The organism is Azotobacter beijerinckii (genome assembly GCF_900110885.1).
Taxonomy (GTDB): Bacteria; Pseudomonadota; Gammaproteobacteria; order Pseudomonadales; family Pseudomonadaceae; genus Azotobacter; species Azotobacter beijerinckii.
The window spans coordinates 61,822-83,173 of the sequence record NZ_FOFJ01000019.1 but is presented as its reverse complement, the minus strand read 5'-3'; the positions used below and the strand labels follow the sequence as shown (position 1 = coordinate 83,173).

Here is a 21,352-nt window from a genome sequence, read left to right as displayed (position 1 = left end):
GTCCATCTGGCGCGCGGCGGCATGCAGCGAAGGGCGCAGCCCCAGGGAAACCAGCGACATCAGCTCGACGACGGTGGAAAACAGCAGCTCCCGGGGATACTGGCGCTGCCGGTTGGTCTCGAACACTTCGTCGACCCAGGCAGCCGGCATCGCCCGTTCCAACACCAGCCGTGCCATGACGCTGGCCGGTGCCTGCTTCTCGAATCGCGCCAGAATCTCGTCCCACACCGCCTTGCCCTCTTGATGGTTTTAGGGAAGGGAGTTTACGTAAAGACCTTGAAAGGGGTGCCCCGTAGGGTGAAAAACTCGCGCAGCGATTTTCCAGCGGGGATGCCCGGGCTGCCTCGCCCGGGTTGGGCTATGATGCGCGCCCCCCACGCTCCGCTTGGAACATCAGGCCATCATGTCCGGTAATGCCCTTTATAACGACTTGTCCGGTTATTACGACCTGATGTGCGCCGATATCGACTACCCGGCGCAAAGCCACTGCGTTCACCGGCTGCAGCAACTGTTCGGCAATGGTGGGCGCCGGCATCTCGATCTGGCCTGTGGAACCGGGCCGCATGTCCGCCATTTCATCGGTGCCGGCTATTCGAGCAGCGGCCTCGACATCAACCAGCCGATGCTGGACCGCGCCGCCCTGCGTTGTCCGGAGGCGCACTTCTCCCGCCAGGACATGTGCGCCTTCACGGTGGACGGGCCGCAGGACCTGATCACCTGCTTTCTGTATTCCATCCATTACAGCGGCGGAATCGACAGGCTGAAGGCCTGCATCGCCAGCGCGCACCGCGCACTGGCCGCCAACGGGCTCTTCTGCTTCAACGCGGTCGACAAGCACCAAATCGACAACGCTTCATTCGTGACGCACAGCGCACGGCACGCTGACGGCCTGTTCCGCTTCAGTTCCGGCTGGAACTACGCCGGCCAGGGCGAGCGGCAGTCGCTCAAACTTCGTATCGAACGAAGCGTAGCGGGCGAAACCCAGGTGTGGCACGACGAACACCCCATGGTCGCGGTGAGCTTCGAGGAGTTGCAGACGCTTCTGCAACCGTACTTCGAGGTTCATGTGTTCGAGCATGATTACGAAAAGCTCATTCCCTGGAGCGGAACCTCCGGGAATGCCTTGTTTGCCTGTGTGAAGCGGTAAGGCCCTTCCAGGCTACCTCGCTCGCTTTTCAGACAAACCCTAGTAGGGATTTCGCCCACGCAAAAATTCTGCTGCAGTTGATAATTGCAATTCCAATGGAAGATAAGAATATTAGGCCTGTCACTAGGATGTTATTTTTGGCTAGCTCTAGTATGGCAACAGGGTGTATTCCGTATTTATCCATGAAATCTGCATTTGTTTTTATGCTTTTGTCGTGGATTCGATCAAATATGTTGGCGAGGATATCTACTTTTCTTAGTGTGGATTGGTGAAGCTTTAAGTATTCGCCTTTCGTGAACGCATCTGCTTCCTCTGCGCCAGGGAGGGCATCAAGGTCAGCTATGTTGTTCATTTCGACGATGCTCATTAGTCGCCCTTTTCTCCCTTTGGGCGATGTATGCGGGGCATACTTCCTGCCGTAGAGAGTGACTAGCTCTCTTGCAAGGTCTACTTTTTTGTCGTCGTTGAGTTCAAACGGTGTTCCGCTAAGTACGTGGTATCTGTGTTCTAGTGCAGCAAAGCCATAGTTCTCATCGCGCATATTCCAGTGTATAAATGTATGGTCTCGATGAGTTTCTAGGAAAGAGAAATATCCATCAAGCATGGACTTTTCAAGGCTGTCAATATTTTGTTGGATGCTGGTAAGTTGTCCTTTAAGTTCGGCTGACTTATGGATTGACCATGATTTTGTTTGGGCGGACTTTAGGTTTCTAATGGCAATTGATGTTACGCGAGTTGATCCACCTGTTGAGTTTTCGTAAAGGGATTCGCAGGAATAGTGTATGAGGTAGGTGCGGATCGCATTGTCGTATATTTCGTTTATCAGTTTTCTGCTTTTTGATCTTTCTTTAATTCTTGAAAGTTCAGAAGAGCTCATGGGGTTCTCGTTCTTAAAAGAAGCCCCGCACAAGGCGGGGGCTTTTGTCTTTCTACTCGCTGCCCCAAACATCCATTTCAGGTAAAGCGCTCTATCTTTCGGTCGTCGCCGACTGGAGTCAATCCCAGGCCAGCGCCCCACCCGTCTGATACTCGGTCACACGAGTCTCGAAGAAGTTCTTCTCCTTCTTCAAATCCATGATCTCGCTCATCCACGGGAAGGGGTTGGTGGTGCCCGGGTACTGTTCCGGCAGGCCGAGCTGGCTCAGGCGGCGGTTGGCGATGAACTTGAGGTAGTCCTCCATCATCGCCGCGTTCATGCCGAGCACGCCGCGGGGCATGGTGTCGCGGGCGTATTCGATTTCCAGCTGGGTGCCCTGGAGGATCATCTGGGTGGCTTCGTCCTTCAGTTCGGCATCCCACAGGTGCGGGTTTTCGATCTTGATCTGGTTGATCACATCGATGCCGAAGTTCAGGTGCATGGATTCGTCGCGCAGGATGTACTGGAACTGCTCGGCGACGCCGGTCATCTTGTTGCGGCGGCCCATGGAGAGGATCTGGGTGAAGCCGCAGTAGAAGAAGATGCCTTCCAGCACGCAGTAGTAGGCGATCAGGTTGCGCAGCAGTTCCTTGTCGGTCTCGACGGTGCCGGTGTCGAATTCCGGGTCGGAGATGGCGCGGGTGTACTTGAGGCCCCAGGCGGCCTTCTTCGCCACCGACGGCACCTCGTGGTACATGTTGAAGATTTCGCCCTCGTCCATGCCCAGCGACTCGATGCAGTACTGGTAGGCGTGGGTGTGGATGGCTTCCTCGAAGGCCTGGCGCAGGATGTACTGGCGGCACTCGGGGTTGGTGATCAGGCGGTACACGGCCAGCGCCAGGTTGTTGGCGACCAGCGAGTCGGCGGTGGAGAAGAAGCCGAGGTTGCGCATGACGATGCGCCGCTCGTCTTCGGTCAGGCCGTCCTGGCTCTTCCACAGGGCGATGTCCGCGTTCATGTTGACCTCTTGCGGCATCCAGTGGTTGGCGCAACCGTCGAGGTATTTCTGCCAGGCCCAGTCGTACTTGAAGGGCACCAGCTGGTTGAGGTCGGCGCGGCAGTTGATCATGCGCTTGGCGTCGACGGTGACGCGGGCGCTTTCGCCTTCCAGCTCGGCCAGGCCTTCGGCGATGTCCAGCTGGTCGAGGGCGGCCTTGGCGCGAGCGACGGCGGCGGAGTCGTCGGCGGCGATGGCGCGGGCGTCGTGGGCGGCGGCGTCGCCGACGCTGTCCAGGCGCTCCAGGCTCACGGCGGCCGGCGGTTGCGCGGCGGCGACCGGCTTGGCGGCGGCGCCTTCTTCGGGTTGGTCGAATTCGTCCCAGCTGAGCATGGCGATTTCTCCTGATCGGGACCGGACGGGCCGGTCGGTGCAAGTTGGATGGCCTCCCGCGGCGCGGGAAACGCGGAATCTGTAGGGAAGGGGAGCGCGCCCCTTTCTCCGGCCCTCTCCCTTGGGAGAGGACTAAAAGCGGTTCGGCCTGGTGCGGGCCGAGCGGTTTCCAGAGCGAGGCAGCGCTAGGCGCGCGGCGGTTCGGAGCCCCTGGGCGTACGGAAGTACGTGATGGGGGCCGGACCGTCGCGCAACGACGCGGGGTCCGCTCTGGGGACCGCGGATTAGCCACTCACTGACAGGCTTCGCAGTCGGGGTTGTCGATGCTGCAGGCCTGTGGCACCGGCGCCGGTTTGGGCTCGGCGGCGGACAGGCTCTCGTCGATCACCGAGGACACGGCGTTGAGTTTGCCGGTGTTGATGGTCGACTTCTCGGCGCTGGTCGCGGCCAGGGCGCGGAGGTAGTAGGTGGTCTTCAGGCCGCGGAACCAGGCCATGCGGTAGGTCACGTCGAGCTTCTTGCCCGAGGCGCCGGCGATGTACAGGTTCAGCGACTGGGACTGGTCGATCCACTTCTGGCGGCGGCTGGCGGCCTCGACGATCCACTTGGTCTCCACCTCGAAGGCGCTGGCGTAGAGGTCCTTGAGGTCCTGCGGGATGCGCTCGATCTGCTGCACCGAGCCGTCGTAGTACTTGAGGTCGTTGACCATCACCGCGTCCCACAGGCCGCGCGCCTTGAGGTCGTGGACCAGGTAGGGGTTGATCACGGTGAACTCGCCGGAGAGGTTCGACTTCACGTAGAGGTTCTGGTAGGTCGGCTCGATGGACTGCGACACGCCGATGATGTTGGAGATGGTCGCGGTCGGGGCGATGGCCATGATGTTGGAGTTGCGCATGCCCTTCTTCACGCGCTCGCGCACCGGCGCCCAGTCGAGGGTGCTGCTGCGGTCGACCTCAATGTACTTGGCGCCGCGCTGTTCGGTGAGGATGTCCAGCGAGTCGAGCGGCAGGATGCCCTTGGACCACAGCGAGCCGTCGAAGGTGGAGTAGGCGCCGCGCTCCTCGGCCAGGTCGCAGGAGGCCTGGATGGCGTAGTAACTGATCGCTTCCATCGACTGGTCGGCGAAGGCGATGGCCGCCTCCGAGCCGTAGGCGACGTGCTGCAGGTACAGCGCATCCTGGAAGCCCATGATGCCGAGGCCGACCGGGCGGTGCTTGAAGTTGGCGTTCTGCGCCTGCGGCACCGAGTAATAGTTGATGTCGATGACGTTATCGAGCATGCGCACGGCGGTCTTCACGGTGCGTTCGAGCTTGGCGGTGTCCAGCTTGCCGTCATTGACGTGGTTGACCAGGTTGATCGAGCCCAGGTTGCAGACGGCGATCTCGTCCTTGTTGGTGTTGAGGGTGATCTCGGTGCAGAGGTTGGAGCTGTGCACCACGCCGACGTGCTGCTGCGGGCTGCGCAGGTTGCACGGGTCCTTGAAGGTCAGCCACGGGTGGCCGGTCTCGAACAGCATGGAGAGCATCTTGCGCCACAGGTCCTTGGCGGCGATGGTCTTGAACAGCTTGAGCTTGCCGTACTGGGTCAGCGCCTCGTAGTACTCGTAGCGCTCCTCGAAGGCCTTGCCGGTGAGGTCGTGCAGGTCCGGCACGTCGGACGGGGAGAACAGGGTCCACTGGCCGTCCTCGAACACCCGCTTCATGAACAGGTCGGGAATCCAGTTGGCGGTGTTCATGTCGTGGGTGCGACGGCGGTCGTCGCCGGTGTTCTTGCGCAGCTCGAGGAATTCCTCGATGTCCAGGTGCCAGGTTTCCAGGTAGGAGCAGACCGCGCCCTTGCGTTTCCCCCCTTGATTGACCGCTACGGCCGTGTCGTTGACCACCTTGAGGAAGGGCACCACGCCCTGGCTCTTGCCGTTGGTGCCCTTGATGTAGGAGCCGAGCGCGCGCACCGGGGTCCAGTCGTTGCCCAGGCCGCCGGCGAATTTGGACAGCATGGCGTTGTCGTGGATGGCGCTGTAGATGCCGGAGAGGTCGTCCGGCACGGTGGTCAGGTAGCAGGAGGAGAGCTGCGGGCGCAGGGTGCCGGCGTTGAACAGGGTTGGCGTGGAGGCCATGTAGTCGAAGGACGACAGCAGGTTGTAGAACTCGATGGCGCGCGCTTCCTTCTGCGGCTCCTCGATGGCCAGGCCCATCGCGACGCGCATGAAGAACACCTGCGGCAGCTCGAAACGGATGCCGTCCTTGTGCAGGAAGTAGCGGTCGTAGAGGGTCTGCAGGCCGAGGTAGGTGAACTGCTGGTCGCGCTCGTGGTCGAGCGCGGCGCCCAGCTTGGCCAGGTCATAGCCGCGCAGTTTCGGGTCGAGCAGTTCGAACTCGATGCCTTTCTCGACGTACACCGCCAGGGCCTTGGCGTAGAGGTCGGCCATCTCGTGGTGGGTAGCGGCTTCGGCGACGCCGAGAAAGCCCAGGGCTTCGGCGCGCAGGGTGTCCATCAACAGGCGCGCGGTGACGTAGGAGTAGTTCGGCTCGCGCTCGACCAGGGTCCGCGCGGTCATCACCAGGGCGGTGTTGACGTCCTTCTCGGCCACGCCGTCGTAGAGGTTCTTCAGGGTTTCCTTCTGGATCAGCCCGGCATCGACCTCGGCCAGGCCTTCGCAGGCTTCGCCGATGATGGTGTCCAGGCGGCCCATGTCCAGTGGGACGAGGACACCGTCGGCGCGGGCGACGCGGATGCTCGGGTGCGGCTGGGCGACTTCCTGGGCGGCGGCGCTGCGCTTGCGTTCCTGGGCGCGGGCTTCGCGGTAGATCACGTAGTCGCGGGCGACCTTGTGCTCGCCGGCGCGCATCAGCGCCAGTTCCACCTGGTCCTGGATCTCCTCGATGTGGATGGTGCCGCCGGAGGGCATGCGCCGCTTGAAGGTGGTGCTGACCTGCTCGGTCAGGCGGGCGACGGTTTCATGGATGCGCGACGAGGCGGCGGCGGTGCCGCCCTCCACTGCGAGGAACGCCTTGGTGATGGCCACGGTGATCTTGTCGTCGGTGTAGGAAACGACGGTGCCGTTGCGCTTGATCACCCGTAGCTGGCCGGGCGCGGTGGCGGCCAGGTCAGGGGTCGACTCGGCGGTCCGTGGTGCGCCGGGCGACAGGGTTTCGCGAGTGGCGTCGGTATGCATGGGGGGGCTCCATTGTGAGAGGTGTCTGCTCGGACGCCCGGGACAGCGATGTCTTCGCCGCCGGCCCGCGACGGGGCGGCGGATGGATCGCTGTGGCGGGCGTCCTCCTGGTGTTTCGAATGCAGTGCCGCGACTTGACTTTAGTCCACAAAGTCGAAACCACAACATCTAGTGGTGGTGTCGCCAGTGGCATGCTTGTCTGGTCGGTATGATTCCTGCCGCTGAAAACAATTCCAGCCGCATTCGCGGCTGGCTGAGCGTGACTCCGGTGGCATGGGAAACCGGGTGGAAACGGCTGTTGACTGGAGTTTCCAGAACTCTTGCGAGCAGGGTGTTTTCCGGTCCATGCCGCTACATATAGATGCGGCGGCGGATGGTAATACAAGATGGTGCGTTTCGGAAGGTAGTGCAAGGCAAGGCGATGGGGGTAACCTGTGGATAAAGTGTGGGTCGTCGGTGGGTGACCGGAGGGTATTTGGGCGCAGGCCGCACCGCTCTTGGCTTGGGCCGCTGGTCGCCGACATGGATGAATTCGGCGGGCCGGCGGAGGATTTTGGCTGGTATGCACAAACACAACATCTTGTGTTTCTGATTTTTCTGTCAAGGGGCTGAACGGTTCGGCGAGGGCGATACAGTCGTCCGCAGGCTGACGCCTATCGCCCGGGCTTTTCGGCGGGAATGGCCACCAGGGTTAGCAGACGCTCGCCTTCGCAGGCGAACTGGCCTTCGAGGAGGCTGCCGGCCGGCCACTCCGGGCCGAGATCGGCGAGCAGGCGCAGGCGCGCCTGGCCGGCGGGGCTCCAGTCGAGCAGTTCGGCGTGTTCGAAGTAGAAGCGCAGGCGAACCAGCGGATAGAGCGCCTTGAACAGGCTTTCCTTGAGGGAGAAGGTCAGGCTGGTCAGCCAGGCCTGTGCCTCGGGCGTGCGGCCGGGCAGGTGGCGCCGTTCGGCGGGGGTGAGGATCTGTTCGGCCAGGCGCAGGGCGCGTTCGGCCGGGAGCAGGGTTTCCGTGTCCAGCCCCAGTCCGCGCCAGTTGCCGGCATGTCCGACCAGAGCGGCGGCTAGGCCGGCGCCGTGGGTGATCGAGCCGACCACCCCGGCGGGCCACTGGGGCGCGCGGTCCTCGCCGACTGCCGGTATGCCGGGGGCGCCGGTCAGGCGCAGCAGGGCCGCTCGCGCGCAGAAGCGTCCGGCCAGGTATTCGGCCTGGCGCTTGGCCACGCCGCGGATCGGTGCGATGCCGCAGGCCTCGAAGTCGGCGGCGTGCAGCCGGGCCGGGTCGAAGTCGATGCTGACCAGTGCGGTGGCGGGCAGTGCCAGGGGCAGCGGCCAGCGCTCGCTCGGCTCGCCGAGGCAGGGGGGCAGGGGGCTGGAGAAGGGCATGGCGATATTCTGCCGTGGACGGCCGTGGCTGGGTAGGGCGGGAAGCGTTGCGGTCAGGCCCGCTCCCGCGGGTTCATTTGAAGACGTGCTTGAGGAACGCCTGCATGTCGGCCCAGGAGCGTTCGTCGGCTTCCTTCTGGTAGCCGATGTCGAGGCCGTGACCCGCATGGGCGTCGGCATCGGGGTTGGTAAAGCCATGCTTGGCGCCAGGGTAGCGGTTGAACTGGTAGCTGGCGCCGGCCTGCTCCATCTCCTGCTTGAAGTGGGCGATGTCCTGGTCGCTGACGAAGCTGTCGGCTTCGCCGTGGGCGACCAGCACGAGGGCCTTGACGCTGCCGGGGGTGGCGGGCGTGGTGGTTGGCGAGGCTGCCGTGGAAGCTGACGACTCCGGCCAGCGGCACGCCCTGGCGGGCCATGTCCAGCACCACCCGGCCGCCGAAGCAGTAGCCGATCGCAGCGAGCTTCCGGCCGTCGGTTTGCGGCTGGGCCTTGAGCAGCTCGAGGCCGGCCAGGAAGCGCGCCTTGGCGCTCTCGGCATTGGCCGTGGCGGCCTGCATGAAGGCCTTGGCATCGGCCGGATGCTGGGTGTTCTTGCCTTGGCCGTACATGTCGATGGCCAGGGCGCTGTAGCCGAGGCCGGCGAGGTCGCGGGCACGGCGCTTGGCGTAATCGTTCAGCCCCCACCATTCGTGCACGACCACGACCCCGGGGCGTGGGCCGTCGAGGGCGTCGTCGTAGGCGTAGTAACCCACCAGGGGCGTGCCGTCGGTGCTCCGGTAGCTCAGTTCGCGGGTCTGGATCTCCGCCAGGCTGGCGGTACTGAAGGCCAGCAGAAGCAGGCCGGGCAAGTAGTGACGCATACCGATTTCTCCCTTTTCGTGGGGCGTGGCGATGGTTGGTCCAAGCCTAGCCGGCCTCTGGCGGAATCTCGCCTCCGGGTCGGCGGATATCCGCCCTTTCAGGCTCTTTCTGTTGCGGATATTTTTTATAAGTCATTGATTATTAATGATATATCCGCATTTTTCGCGGACTGGCATATGCATTGCCTCATGGATTGAACAGCCCCGCCTGCGGGGATTACAAGAATCTCCCCGGAGGAGGGAGGTACCCAGTCTGGTGGCGTCCATATCCAGGAAGGAGTTCAGGCGTCGCTTGTGAGGACCTTGCAATGTCCAATCAAAAACAACCTTTCTACAAGAGTCTGTACGTTCAGGTGTTGGTGGCCATCGCCGTCGGCATCGCGCTGGGACATTTCTATCCGGAAACCGGGGCGGCGATGAAGCCGCTGGGCGACGGCTTCGTCAAGCTGATCAAGATGGCCATCGCTCCCATCATCTTCTGTACCGTGGTCAGCGGCATCGCCGGCATGCAGGACATGAAGGCGGTCGGCAAGACCGGCGGCATCGCGCTGCTGTACTTCGAGGTTGTTTCCACCGTGGCCCTGATCATCGGCCTGGTGGTGATCAATATCGTGAAGCCGGGCGTCGGCATGCATATCGATGTCTCGGCCCTGGATGCCAGCGGCATCGCGGCCTATGCCAAGGCCGGCGGCGAGCAGAGCACCATCGGCTTCCTGCTCAACGTGATCCCCAGCACCGTGGTCGGCGCTTTTGCCAACGGCGACATCCTCCAGGTGCTGTTCTTCTCGGTGATCTTCGCCTTCGCCCTGCAGCGCATGGGTGACTATGGCCGTCCGGTGCTGGAGTTCATCGACCGCATCGCCCATGTGATGTTCGGCATCATCAACATGATCATGAAGGTCGCGCCCATCGGTGCCTTCGGCGCCATGGCCTTCACCATCGGCAAGTACGGCGTCGGCTCTCTGGTGCAACTGGGCCAACTGATGCTGTGCTTCTACGTCACCTGCCTGCTCTTCGTCCTGGTGGTGCTCGGCGGTATCGCCCGCGCCAATGGCTTCAACATCCTGCGCTTTATCCGCTACATCCGCGAAGAGCTGCTGATCGTGCTCGGCACCTCGTCCTCCGAGTCGGTGCTGCCGCGCATGCTGAAAAAGATGGAGAAGCTCGGCTGCCACAAGTCGGTGGTCGGCCTGGTGATTCCGACCGGCTATTCCTTCAACCTCGACGGCACTTCGATCTACCTGACCATGGCCGCGGTGTTCATCGCCCAGGCTACCGACACGCCGATGGACCTGACCCAGCAACTGACCCTGCTGGCCGTGCTGCTGGTCGCCTCCAAGGGCGCGGCGGGGGTCACCGGCAGCGGCTTCATCGTGCTGGCGGCCACCCTGTCGGCGGTCGGCCATGTGCCGGTGGCCGGTCTGGCGCTGATCCTCGGTATCGATCGCTTCATGTCCGAAGCCCGCGCCCTGACCAACCTGGTCGGCAACGGCGTGGCCAGCGTGGTGGTGGCCAAGTGGGTCGGTCAGCTGGACAGCGAGCAGATGCAGCGCGAGCTGGCCAGCCAGGGCAAGGAGACTGCCGTCGAGGCGTCAGCCGAGCCGGTTCTGGTCACTGAAGGCGTTGCTCGCCACTGAACTCCAGTACCGCCCGGCAACGGCGACACAGGTACCGACGACCGCGCAGCACCAGCGAATGGCGCTGCGCGGTGAAGGGAAACTCGCCGTCCGGGCACTGGCAGCGGTACAGGTAACGGGCTGCGAGGCGGCGCTGCACGGCATAGTCGTGGCAGCGTTTCGCCGGCAGTCCGTAGACCTCCTCCATGATCTTCTGCCACTCCTCCCCGTGGGGTCGGATTCCCGACCCGAGCAACTGATAGGCGACCAGGTGGGCCACTTCGTGGGCCACCGTCTGCCTGAGAAAGTCCTCGCGGTTCTCCCGGTACAGTTGGGCGTTGAAACGCAGCAGGTTTTCCGTCGGATGGGCCACTCCCGCCTTCTGTCCACGCAACTGCAGGCTGACCTGCGGGCGCGCGAAACGGCGCTCGAAGAAGGTTTCGGCCTGGCGGAAGCAGGCTTCGACACGGGCAAGAATCGATTCGGGCATGGGGCGTTATCTCCTGTCCGCGCCATTATGCCGAAAGAACTCCGCAGCCCGGAAAGCGGACAAAACGAAGCCGCCCGCAGGCGGCTTGTCGTTTGCCTGGAAAGGGCGTCAGCCGACGTACACCGGGCCGGCGCCGAACCCCCAGAGGATCACCGAGATGGCGATCATCGCCACCAGCACCACCAGGCCGACGGCGAGCACCGAGCTGGAGAACAGGAAGCCTTCCTCGCGGGGGATGTTCATGAAGGTCGGCAGGCCGACGTAGAGCAAGTAGGTCGTGTAGCAGACGGCCAGGGTGCCGACCGCCATGGCCAGCCAGAGACTGGGGTAGAGCGCCGCCAGTCCGCCGACGAACATCGGCGTCGCGTTGTAGGCGGCGAACACGATGCATTGCGTCAGGTTCGGGTTGGCGTCGTAGGTGCGCGCCATCCAGTGGATGAAGCCGCCCATCACCGCCACCCCGGCGAGCATCGCCAGGTAGGTCATGACGCTCATCTGCAGCGCGCTGGCCACGGTCAGCCTGATCGGCTCCCCGCCGGCCACGCTCCAGCCCATCTGGGTCGTGCCGATGAAGGCCGAGACGGCGGGAATCGCCGCCAGGAGCAGTACATGGGTGAGATACATGTGGCCGATGCTTTCCTCTTCGCCACGGATTTCCTGCCACTCCCGATCGGGATGGGTGAACAACCCCCAGACGTGGTTGATCATGCCAGCTCTCCTCTTTTTTATTGTGAGGACCGCCCCAGACAGTCCCTCGCGCATGCGACGGGCGCCAATCCAGCCCCGCGACCTTGCAGTCGAAGTATAGAGGTCGTCTGGAGGCCGCGCAGACCGTGGCTTTAGAGTGATTTGCTCTCTTTCGTGGGAAGGTGATAACGCTACAGTATTACCGTCCGGCGACGGCAGGCCGGGGAAGCGGGCTGGGGCTGGGCGCCCTTTGCGCGTAAAATGCCCGGCCTTTCGTACCTTCGCGGATTCACAGCACCATGGGCACCCTTTCGGTCAATCAGAACAAGCTGCAGAAGCGCCTGCGCCGCCTGGCCGGCGAAGCGGTCACCGACTTCAACATGATCGAGGAGGGCGACAAGGTGATGGTCTGCCTGTCCGGCGGCAAGGACAGCTACACCATGCTCGACGTGCTGCTCTACCTGCAGAAGGTGGCGCCGATCAAATTCGAGATCGTCGCGGTGAACATGGACCAGAAGCAGCCGGGCTTTCCCGAGGACGTGCTGCCGGCCTATCTGAAGTCGATCGGCGTCGAGTACCACATCATCGAGAAGGACACCTACTCGGTGGTCAAGGAGAAGATCCCCGAAGGCAAGACCACCTGCTCGCTGTGCTCGCGCCTGCGCCGCGGCACCCTCTATACCTTCGCCGACCAGATCGGCGCGACCAAGATGGCCCTCGGTCATCATCGCGACGACATCCTCGAGACCTTCTTCCTCAATATGTTCTACGGCGGCACCCTCAAGGCCATGCCGCCCAAGCTGCTTTCCGACGACGGCCGCAACGTGGTGATCCGCCCGCTGGCCTACTGCAGCGAGACGGACATCGAGGCCTACGCCAGGCTCAAGGAATTCCCGATCATCCCCTGCAACCTCTGCGGCTCCCAGGAGAACCTGCAGCGCCAGGTGGTCAAGGAGATGCTGCGCGAGTGGGAGCGCCAGTCGCCGGGGCGCACCGAGATCATGTTTCGCGCCCTGCAGAACGTGCACCCCTCGCAACTGGCCGACCGCAAGCTGTTCGACTTCGCCGGTCTGCGCATCGACGACGAGGCCACGCCGCGCTTCGTCGACGTGATGAGTCTATGAGCCTCGTCGAAACGGCCGGGTTGAAAGCCGCCGGGGCGCTGGGGTAAGGTTCGGATATCTCATGGAGAACAGCATGCCGCTCAGCCTCGACCCTCCGTCCCTCGTCCACGCCGGTGCCGCGCGCACTGCGTCGGGCCGTGCGCGGCAGGTCGCGGCTGCCGGTTATTACTTCGGGTATTGGTTTAGCCACAGGCGCGCCTGATACCCCACAGGCGCCCCAGTAAACAGGGTCGCCACCAGAAGTTTTCGCAAACCCCCGGTCGGCAACCCGACCGGGGGTTTTGTTTTTCCGGCCGCCAAAGGCCCGCACCACGAGGAGTCGCCGATGATCAGCTATCGCAGCACTTACCGTTATTACCGCCATGACTGGCGATTTAGCCGCTTCGTCGCCGCCCCGACACCCCTCGAACGAACAATCGACTAGTGCCGCCGCGGGATCTCCCGCGCCGGCCAAGGACCGCCAGATCATGAATGCATCCGTTTCCGCCCAGCTCGCCACCGCCGAGTCCGTTTCCGCCCGCCGCAGCGCCCAGCCGTTGCCCAGTCCCGCCGTGCTGCGCCAGCGTCTGCCGCTGAGTCCTGCGCTCGCCGAGCGCGTCCAGGCCGACCGCGCCGCCATCCGCGCCGTGCTCGACGGTCGGGACCCGCGCCTTTTGGTGGTGGTCGGCCCCTGTTCGCTGCACGACTCCGCATCTGCCCTGGAATACGCCGCGCGCCTGGCCGCTCTGGCGCCGCAGGTCAGCGACCGGCTGCTGCTGGTGATGCGCGCCTACGTCGAGAAGCCGCGCACCACCGTCGGCTGGAAAGGGCTGGTCTACGATCCGCACCTGGATGGCCGCGGCGACATGGCCGAAGGCCTGCGCCTGTCGCGCCGGCTGATGCTGGACATTCTGGAGCTGGGCCTGCCGCTGGCCACCGAGCTGTTGCAGCCGCTGGCGGCCAGCTATTTCGACGACCTGCTGGGCTGGGCGGCCATTGGCGCGCGCACCAGCGAGTCGCAGATCCACCGCGAGCTGGTCAGTGGCCTGGACCTGCCGGTGGGCTTCAAGAACGGCACCGACGGCAGCCTGGGCATCGCCTGCGACGCCATGCGCTCGGCCGCCCATGCCCATCGGCATTTCGGCATCGACGAGCTGGGCCATCCGGCCCTGCTGGAGACCCGCGGCAACCCGGACACCCATCTGGTGCTGCGCGGCGGCCATGGCGGGCCGAACCACGATGCAGCCAGCGTCGCCGGTGCCCGCCAGGCGCTGGAGCGCCAGGGCATCGCCGCGCGGATCATGGTCGACTGCAGCCACGCCAACAGCGGCAAGGACCCGCTGCGCCAGCCGGCCGTGCTGGACAGCGTGCTCGAGCAGCGTCTGGCCGGCGATGCGAGCCTGCGCGGGGTGATGCTGGAGAGCCATCTGTTCGACGGCTGCCAGCCGTTGTCCGGCGCGCTGCGCTACGGCGTTTCGGTCACCGACGGCTGCCTCGGCTGGAGCGGCACCGAACGGTTGCTGCTGGAAGCGGCCCGGCGCCTGCGCGGCTGAAGCGCTGCCGCCTTGCATCAATACGCACTTGCGGGGCGGCGTCCCCTGCGGGCAACCTCTGCGGCTGCTTTTTCCGGACCGGACCTACAGGATGCGCGACTATCACTGGCTGCACGAATACTGTCTCAACCGCTTCGGCTCGGCGGCGGCGCTGGAGGCGCAGCTGCCGCAATCGAAGAGCGCCGACGAGCTGCGCGCGATAACCGATGACCGCTACCTGTCGTTGATCAGCCTGCGGATCTTCCGGGCCGGTCTCAAGCACAGCCTGGTGGACGCCAAATGGCCGGCCTTCGAGGAGGCGTTCTTCGGCTTCGATCCGCACAAGGTCGTGCTGATGGGCGACGAGCATCTGGAGCGGCTGATGCACGACCAGCGGCTGATCCGCCATCTGGCCAAGCTCGGGAGCGTGCCGCGCAACGCCCGCTTCGTGCTGGACGTGGCGCAGGAGAAGGGCCGTTTCGGGACGCTGATCGCCGACTGGCCGGTCGGCGATATCGTCGGTCTGTGGAGATACCTGGCCAAGTACGGCAACCAGCTCGGCGGGCTGTCGGCGCCGCGCCTGCTGCGCATGGTCGGCAAGGACACCTTCATCCCCACCGACGACGTGGTGGCCGCGCTCAGGGCCCAGGGCATCGTCGACAAGGCGCCGAGCAGCCAGAAGGATCTGGCCGCGGTGCAGGACGCCTTCAACCGCTGGCAGGCCGACAGCGGCCGGCCGCTGTGCCAACTGTCGGTGATGCTCGCCCACACGGTGAACCATTGACGATGCGCCGCCCGGCGAGAAAGGCGACCGGCGGCCTTTTCCATTCGGTGCAGCATGGTCTTCACTAACAAATCGTGTGATTTACAAAGGCGGACAGGGAGCGTGTTCCGTCCGAGGGAGGATTCATGGAAGACGCCGTCGAGCGGATCGCCGAGGCACTGCGGCGGGCCGAGCGCATCCTGATCATCAGCGGGGCCGGGCTTTCCGCCGACTCCGGCTTGCCCACCTATCGCGGCCTCGGCGGCCTCTACAACGGCCGCACGGCGGAAGGCCTGCCGATCGAGGCGGCGCTGTCTGCCAGCATGCTGCGCCGCGACCCGGCACTTTGCTGGAAGTACCTCGCCGAGCTGGGTCGGGCCTGCCTGGCGGCCCGACCCAACGCCGGCCATGAGGCCATCGCCGAGTTGCAGCGGCTCAAGCCCGGCTGCTGGGTGCTGACCCAGAACATCGACGGCTATCACCGTGCGGCCGGTTCGCCGCCGGAGCGGCTGATCGAGATCCACGGCGAGCTGTCGCCGCTGTATTGCCAGGTCTGCGGGACGCGCGGCGACGCCCTGGCCGAACACCTGGAGCGGCCGCTGCCGCCGCGCTGTGTGCGGTGCGGCGGGGTGCTCCGTCCGCCGGTGGTGCTGTTCGAGGAAATGCTCCCCGTGCAGGCCTGCCAGATCCTCTCTGAACAGCTCGCCCGGGGCTTCGACGCGGTGCTGGCGGTGGGCACCACGGCGAGCTTCCCCTATATCGTCGAGCCGGTCCTGTGCACCTGGCAGGCCGGTGGCTTCACCGCGGAAATCAATCCGCAACGGACCGATCTCAGCGACATCGTGGATATCCATCTGCCAAGGAGGGCATCGCATGTATTTCCATCATTACTGGCTCACCTTTCCCGACCCTGATCCCTCTCTCGGCCTTGTCCGGGAGCCGACGGGAGCGTCTGGATCAAGGCCGCTCCGGCGTATCGAAGGGGCGGCCGAGGAAGACAATTCGTTTGCGACGGGTTGTCGCAGGGGGAATCCGTATCGACAGCGACCGCCGGCCCCGTACGAAGGCTGGGATGAGTCCTGGTGCCAGGCTGTAGCCCGCGGAAGTGCTGGGTTGCGGCGATTTTGTGGGTATTTCCGGGCAATGTCTGGAATGCGACATTTTCCGCGCGACGAGCAGCCGGGAACGTCTCTTTTGTCACAATCCGCACAGGAAGAGTTTGTAAATCACTCTCGTCACAGGCATATTTGCCCCGCCATTAGACTTTTAGACAAGCGTTTGCCCATGCTGAATCGTCTCGCAACCTTCGTACCGCTGGCCATTGCCGTCTTTCTGACCGGCTGTGCAGGGCAGGTACCGCAGAATCTGTCTGTCCCGCAGCGGGTATCCCTGGCCCAGGAGCCCAGCCGCGAGGATCTGGCAGCGCTGAACGGCGGCTACCGTCTCCCGGCGATGGCCGGCAGCATCCTGATGCGCGGTTTCGGTCTGCTCGGCACGCCCTACCGCTACGGTGGCAACTCCGAGGCCACCGGTTTCGACTGCAGCGGCTTCATCGGCTACCTGTTCCGCGAAGAGGTGGGCATCAAGCTGCCGCGTTCGACCCGCGAGATGATTTCCCTCGACGCCCCCCGCGTGGCTCGCAACGAGCTGGCGGCCGGCGATCTGATCTTCTTCAACAACCGCGGCCGCGGCCGGGTCAGCCACGTCGGCGTCTACATCGGCGACGGCCAGTTCCTCCACTCGGCCAGCCGCCGCAGCGGTGGTGTGCGAGTGGACAACCTGAACGACGACTACTGGAGTTCCAGTTACCTGCAGGCCAAGCGTGCCCTGGTGATGGCGTCCCACGACGAGTGAGTCCATCGGCTCCGACAAGGCCCGATCCCGGCAACGCGATCGGGCTTTTTATTGTCGGGGATGGCCGGCTTGCGCGGTTGCCGTCGGGGCGGCAGAGTAGAGCGATTCGACAACCGGACTGTCGCCCATGCCCGCTCAGGCCCGTCTCGCCCTGGTCCTTCTCGTCGTACTGCTCGCGGCCTGCTCCGCCCGCTCCCCCACGCCCCCCGTCCCGCGCGATACCGGCATGTCCTCGCCGGCGGCGGAGGACGTGCTGGTCCGCGCCCTTGGGTTGGTCGGCACACCCTATCGCTGGGGCGGCAACACCCCGGATTCCGGCTTCGACTGCAGCGGGCTGATCGGCTATGTCTACCGCGAGGCGGCGGGCATCCACCTGCCGCGTTCGACCCGCGAGATGATTGCCATGGGAGCTGTCAGCGTGCCGCCCGAGGCCCTGCACAGCGGCGACTTGGTGTTCTTCGCCACCGACGGCAGCGGCCGGGTCAGCCATGCCGGCATTTACGTAGGCGAGGGGCGCTTCGTGCATGCGCCCTCCACCGGCGGCACGGTGCGCCTGGATCGGCTGGCCGACGGCTACTGGCAGGGCCGCTATCTGGGTGCCCGGCGGGTACTGCGCGCGGTCCCGCTGGCGCACCGGCCCTGACCGCTCGAGCCCGTCGTCAGGCCAGCCCGGCGAGCCAGTCGCGCAGGACCTGCTGTCCGCGCTGGCGCAGCTCTGCTCCCACCTCTTTCGCCTGCTGGCGGATCGCTACCGGATCGATCCCGCTGGCGGAGAGTTCCGCCGCATGGCCGATCAGCCACTGCTCGATCCGGGCGGGGTCGGCTTCGAGATGAAACTGCAGGCCCAGCACGGACTTGCCGAGCATGAATGCCTGGTTCGGGCAGATCTCGGTGCGGGCGAGGAGGGTGGCGCCCGGCGGCAGCTCGAACATGTCGCCATGCCAGTGCAGCACGCTGCCGTGGTCGCCCAGCCGGCCTAGACAGCCGGCCGCGCCCTCCGCGGTCAGTTGCAGGCTGCCGAAGCCGATTTCCTTGACGCCCATCGGCGCGACCTTGGCACCGAGAGCGCGGGCGATCAGCTGGGCGCCCAGGCAGATGCCGAGCAGCGGCTTGCCGCTGCGCAGCCGCCGGGCGAGCAGCTCCAGCTCCGCCAGCAGGAAGGGATAGGTGGCCTCGTCGTAGGCGCCGATGGGCGCGCCGAGGACCACCAGAAGGTCGGCCGCCTCCACGTCCAGCGCGGCCAGCTCGCCGGCGTCCAGGATGCCGGGATCGGCATAGCGGATCTGGTAGCCCAGTTCTTCCAGCACGGGCGCGAAGACGCCGAGATCCTCGAAGGCGACGTGGCGAATGGCGATGACGGTTTTCATGCCTGTATCGATCCTGGTTATGGTGTAAGAAGGCACCCTATGCGATGGGCTCGATGGCTGTCGAGGCCCGCTCGCCAGTCATCCCTGCAACAGGAGCCCAAGCATGCACGATGCTATTGCCGATCTCGCCCGCCGCCTGCGCAACGCCGCCCGCGTGGTGTTCTTCACCGGCGCCGGGGTGTCCGCCGAGAGCGGCATCCCGACCTTCCGCGACGCCCAGACCGGACTTTGGGCACGCTATCGCCCGGAAGAGCTGGCCAGCCCCGAGGGTTTTCGCGCCGATCCGCGTACCGTCTGGGAATGGTATGCTTGGCGCCGCGAGAAGTGCCTGGCCGCCGAACCGAACCCGGCGCACCGGGCCATCGCCGAGTTGGAGCGGCGGTTGCCCGGGGTCACGCTGATCACCCAGAACGTCGACGGCCTGCACCAGCGCGCCGGCAGCCCGGCTCCGCTGGAGCTGCACGGCAACCTCCACCGGCTGAAGTGTTTCCGCTGCGAGGCCGACGGCGGCGACTGGCCGGAAAACCTCGACAGCCTGCCGCACTGCGCCTGCGGCGGACTGCTGCGTCCGGCGGTGGTCTGGTTCGGCGAGAACCTGCCGGGCGAAGTGCTGGCCCGGGCGAGCGAGGCCGGCCTGCAGGCCGAGCTGTTTTTTAGCGTCGGCACCTCCAGCCTGGTCTATCCGGCCGCCGAGCTGCCGTTTTCGGCCAAGCGCCGCGGCGCCTTCGTGGTCGAGATCAATCCGCAGCCGACCCCGCTCAGCCGGCATGCCGACCTCTGCCTGCACGGCCCGGCCGGCAGCGTCCTGCCGCAGTTGCTGGCCGCGCTGGAGGACTGAGCGCCGGCTTTCGCAGCATGAGCGGATCTCATGATGCTGGACAATCCGTTTCATTGTGCCCGGCCGGCGTTTCCACTACCCTGCGCGCCTCGCTTCAGGTGCCTTTCTCACGAAAGGTGAAACAGGGAAGCCGGTGCGTGCCGCGACGATTCGCGGCGCAAGGCCGGCGCTGCCCCCGCAACGGTAGACGAGTCGCGAAACCGCAGTAAGGCCACTGTGCCCCACGGGCACGGGAAGGCGTGGTTTCGGAAGCCGCCGCATGGCGCTTCGCTCGTGAGTCCGGAGACCGGCCTGTCGCGTTCCATGGCGGCGCGGAGGGCGTTGCAGGCAGGTTCGCTGCCTGTCCGATTTTCTGCCCGCTTTCGCAGCTTTCAGGTCGTGCGGGTGGCGCGGCGGAGAACCAACCTTGATTCGCAAGCCCAGTTTCGGGCCGGCGGCGTCCGCGCTGCTGGGCCTCTTTTCCCTTTCCCCGGCCCAGGCGGCCGACGACACCCTTGCCCTCGACGAAATGGTGGTGACCGCCGCACGCAACGCCCAGACCCTGCGCGACAGCCTCGCCGCAGTGAGCCTGATCGAACGCGACGACATCGAGCGCAGCCAGGCGCAATCGGTGCCGGAGCTGCTCAAGCGGCTGCCGGGGGTGTCTATCGCCAACAACGGCGGGCCGGGCAAGACCACTTCCGTCTACCTGCGCGGCACCGAGTCCGACCATGTGCTGGTGCTGATCGACGGCGTGCGGGTCGGCTCGGTGACCACCGGCACCGCTGCCTGGCAGGACCTGCCGGTGGAGATGATCGAGCGCATCGAGGTGGTCCGCGGGCCGCGCTCCAGCCTGTACGGCTCGGAAGCCATCGGCGGGGTGATCCAGATCTTCACCCGCAAGGGCGGCGACGGCGCGCCCAAGCCGTTCTTCTCCGCCGGTTACGGCACCCACGACACCTACACCGGCAGCGCCGGGGTTTCCGGCGGCAACGCCCACGGCTGGTACAGCCTGGCCCTGAGCGGCCTGGACACCGACGGCATCAACGTGAAGAGCCATGGGACCAGCGGCTACGAGAGCGACGCCGACGGCTACCGCAACCATTCCGCCTCGCTGCGCGCCGGCTGGCGCTTCGACAGCGGCCTCGAGCTGGAGGGCACTTTCCTGCGCGCCAAGTCGCGCAACCAGTACGACCAGGTGAATAGCCGGCGCACCACAGGCTTCTCCGCCCACGCCCATGGCGAGCAGAACGTGGTCAGCGGTCGCGCCCGCTTCAGCCCGCTGGGCTTCTGGCAGGTCACCCTGCAGGCCGGGCGCAACGAGGACAAGTCCGACACCTACCAGGACGGCAGTTTCTACTCGCGTTTCGACAGCCGCCGCGACAGCGCCAGCTGGCAGAACGACCTGACCCTGGCCGAAGGTCATACCCTCACCCTGGGGGTCGACTACCAGCGCGAGGAGGCCAACGGCACCACCGATTACGACGAGGATTCCCGCGAGAACAACGGCGCCTTCATCCAGTACCTCGGCGGATACGGCCGCCACGACTGGCAGGTATCCCTGCGCCGCGACAACAACGAGCAGTTCGGCCAGCACGAGACCGGCAACATCGCCTACGGCTACGCCCTGACCGACGCCCTGCGCGCCACGGTCAGTTACGGCAGTGCCTTCAAGGCACCGACCTTCAATGAGCTGTACTATCCGTTCTACGGCAACCCCGACCTCAAGGAGGAAACCTCCCGCAGCCTGGAGTTCGGGCTGTCCGGCGTGCATGGCTGGGGTCACTGGTCGCTGAACGCCTATCGCACCAAGGTGAAGGATCTGATCGTCTACGATTCTTCCATCCAGGGGCCGGCGAACCTCGACGAGGCACGTATCCGCGGCCTGGAACTGGAAGTCGGCAGTCGCTCGTTCGGCTGGGACTGGAGCGCCAACTACAGTCTGCTTGAGCCGGAGAACAGCGGTTCGGGCGCCAACCACGGCAACGAGCTGCCGCGCCGTGCCTCGCAGATGTTCAACCTGGACCTGGACCGGAACATCGGCGATTTCGCCGTCGGAGCCACGCTGCACGCCGAAGGCCAGCGCTACGACGACGTGGCCAACGACAACGAGCTGTCCGGCTATGCCACCCTGGACCTGCGCGGCGAATACCGTATCACCCCCGAGTGGCGTCTGCAGGGGCGCGTCGCCAACCTGCTGAACGCCGATTACGAAACCGCCCTGGGCTACAACCAGCCGGGGCAGGCGGTGTACTTCACCGTCCGCTATCAGGCGCTGTAAGGCGCCGCCGGCCGGCGGGCCGGAATCCCCCA

General features: G+C 65.0%; 17 protein-coding genes, 2 pseudogenes and 1 riboswitch. Of the genes and pseudogenes, 10 read left to right on the top strand and 9 right to left on the bottom strand.

Going from position 1 to position 21,352, the window contains the following annotated elements; translation table 11 throughout:
* A pseudogene (locus BMY22_RS11760) lies at window positions 1-177 on the bottom strand (IS4 family transposase); the annotation flags it as partial.
* A gap of 226 nt (window positions 178-403) precedes the next feature.
* On the opposite strand from BMY22_RS11760, the gene BMY22_RS11755 reads away from it, so the two are divergent.
* Window positions 404-1,147, top strand: a complete 744-nt coding sequence (locus tag BMY22_RS11755; protein WP_090622151.1) for a class I SAM-dependent DNA methyltransferase — start codon at window positions 404-406, stop codon at window positions 1,145-1,147.
* 28 nt (window positions 1,148-1,175) lie between these two features.
* Here the strand turns inward: BMY22_RS11755 and BMY22_RS11750 are convergent, their stop codons facing one another.
* The 5 genes and pseudogenes from BMY22_RS11750 to BMY22_RS11730 all read right to left on the bottom strand — a co-directional run bounded on the left by BMY22_RS11750 (window position 1,176) and on the right by BMY22_RS11730 (window position 8,810).
* Window positions 1,176-2,024 carry a hypothetical protein gene (locus BMY22_RS11750; protein ID WP_090622149.1) on the bottom strand — a complete coding sequence of 283 codons (849 nt, stop codon included), beginning with the start codon at window positions 2,022-2,024 and terminating at the stop codon, window positions 1,176-1,178.
* Between the two features lie 118 nt (window positions 2,025-2,142).
* Window positions 2,143-3,393 (bottom strand): ribonucleotide-diphosphate reductase subunit beta, encoded by a 1,251-nt coding sequence (locus BMY22_RS11745; RefSeq protein WP_090622147.1) that lies wholly within the window; start codon window positions 3,391-3,393, stop codon window positions 2,143-2,145.
* Between the two features lie 292 nt (window positions 3,394-3,685).
* Window positions 3,686-6,568 carry a ribonucleoside-diphosphate reductase subunit alpha gene (locus BMY22_RS11740; RefSeq protein WP_090622146.1) on the bottom strand — a complete coding sequence of 961 codons (2,883 nt, stop codon included), beginning with the start codon at window positions 6,566-6,568 and terminating at the stop codon, window positions 3,686-3,688.
* 653 nt (window positions 6,569-7,221) lie between these two features.
* Window positions 7,222-7,950 carry a 4'-phosphopantetheinyl transferase family protein gene (locus tag BMY22_RS11735; RefSeq protein ID WP_090622144.1) on the bottom strand — a complete coding sequence of 243 codons (729 nt, stop codon included), beginning with the start codon at window positions 7,948-7,950 and terminating at the stop codon, window positions 7,222-7,224.
* A 73-nt stretch (window positions 7,951-8,023) separates the two neighbouring features.
* Window positions 8,024-8,810 (bottom strand): annotated as a pseudogene (locus BMY22_RS11730) (dienelactone hydrolase family protein).
* Between the two features lie 308 nt (window positions 8,811-9,118).
* On the opposite strand from BMY22_RS11730, the gene BMY22_RS11725 reads away from it, so the two are divergent.
* Window positions 9,119-10,447 carry a dicarboxylate/amino acid:cation symporter gene (locus BMY22_RS11725; protein WP_090622143.1) on the top strand — a complete coding sequence of 443 codons (1,329 nt, stop codon included), beginning with the start codon at window positions 9,119-9,121 and terminating at the stop codon, window positions 10,445-10,447.
* Here BMY22_RS11725 and BMY22_RS11720 read toward each other — a convergent pair.
* Both BMY22_RS11720 and BMY22_RS11715 read right to left on the bottom strand, forming a co-directional pair.
* A complete protein-coding gene (locus BMY22_RS11720; RefSeq protein WP_090622141.1) occupies window positions 10,422-10,916 on the bottom strand; it encodes a SprT family zinc-dependent metalloprotease in 495 nt (164 codons plus the stop codon). The two genes, BMY22_RS11725 and BMY22_RS11720, sit on opposite strands and share 26 nt — an antisense overlap.
* Before the next feature lie 108 nt (window positions 10,917-11,024).
* A complete protein-coding gene (locus BMY22_RS11715) occupies window positions 11,025-11,624 on the bottom strand; it encodes a Yip1 family protein (RefSeq protein WP_090622140.1) in 600 nt (199 codons plus the stop codon).
* A 278-nt stretch (window positions 11,625-11,902) separates the two neighbouring features.
* On the opposite strand from BMY22_RS11715, the gene ttcA reads away from it, so the two are divergent.
* From ttcA to BMY22_RS11685, 6 genes are all read left to right on the top strand, one after another.
* A complete protein-coding gene (gene ttcA / locus BMY22_RS11710) occupies window positions 11,903-12,727 on the top strand; it encodes a tRNA 2-thiocytidine(32) synthetase TtcA (RefSeq protein WP_090622138.1) in 825 nt (274 codons plus the stop codon).
* A gap of 467 nt (window positions 12,728-13,194) precedes the next feature.
* Window positions 13,195-14,259: a 3-deoxy-7-phosphoheptulonate synthase gene (locus BMY22_RS11705; protein ID WP_090622137.1), complete on the top strand. Its 1,065-nt coding sequence runs from the start codon at window positions 13,195-13,197 to the stop codon at window positions 14,257-14,259.
* A gap of 91 nt (window positions 14,260-14,350) precedes the next feature.
* On the top strand, window positions 14,351-15,022 hold the full coding sequence (locus tag BMY22_RS11700; protein WP_090622135.1) for a DNA-3-methyladenine glycosylase I: 672 nt from the start codon (window positions 14,351-14,353) through the stop codon (window positions 15,020-15,022).
* Window positions 15,023-15,147: 125 nt separating this feature from the next.
* On the top strand, window positions 15,148-15,915 hold the full coding sequence (locus tag BMY22_RS11695) for an NAD-dependent deacylase (RefSeq protein ID WP_090622133.1): 768 nt from the start codon (window positions 15,148-15,150) through the stop codon (window positions 15,913-15,915).
* Window positions 15,916-16,285: 370 nt separating this feature from the next.
* The gene (locus BMY22_RS11690) at window positions 16,286-16,855 is read left to right on the top strand and encodes a C40 family peptidase (RefSeq protein ID WP_090622131.1); all 570 of its coding nucleotides are present in this window, start codon (window positions 16,286-16,288) and stop codon (window positions 16,853-16,855) included.
* Window positions 16,856-16,982: 127 nt separating this feature from the next.
* Window positions 16,983-17,498: a C40 family peptidase gene (locus tag BMY22_RS11685; protein ID WP_090622130.1), complete on the top strand. Its 516-nt coding sequence runs from the start codon at window positions 16,983-16,985 to the stop codon at window positions 17,496-17,498.
* 16 nt (window positions 17,499-17,514) lie between these two features.
* Here the strand turns inward: BMY22_RS11685 and BMY22_RS11680 are convergent, their stop codons facing one another.
* A complete protein-coding gene (locus BMY22_RS11680) occupies window positions 17,515-18,222 on the bottom strand; it encodes a glutamine amidotransferase (RefSeq protein ID WP_090622128.1) in 708 nt (235 codons plus the stop codon).
* A gap of 103 nt (window positions 18,223-18,325) precedes the next feature.
* Between BMY22_RS11680 and BMY22_RS11675 the strand changes: the two genes are divergently transcribed.
* Together BMY22_RS11675 and btuB are read left to right on the top strand one after the other, a co-directional pair.
* Window positions 18,326-19,060 carry an SIR2 family NAD-dependent protein deacylase gene (locus tag BMY22_RS11675; RefSeq protein ID WP_090622126.1) on the top strand — a complete coding sequence of 245 codons (735 nt, stop codon included), beginning with the start codon at window positions 18,326-18,328 and terminating at the stop codon, window positions 19,058-19,060.
* Window positions 19,061-19,139: 79 nt separating this feature from the next.
* Window positions 19,140-19,369: riboswitch (cobalamin riboswitch) on the top strand.
* 97 nt (window positions 19,370-19,466) lie between these two features.
* Window positions 19,467-21,320, top strand: a complete 1,854-nt coding sequence (gene btuB, locus BMY22_RS11670; RefSeq protein WP_090622125.1) for a TonB-dependent vitamin B12 receptor — start codon at window positions 19,467-19,469, stop codon at window positions 21,318-21,320.
* Window positions 21,321-21,352: the final 32 nt, after the last annotated feature.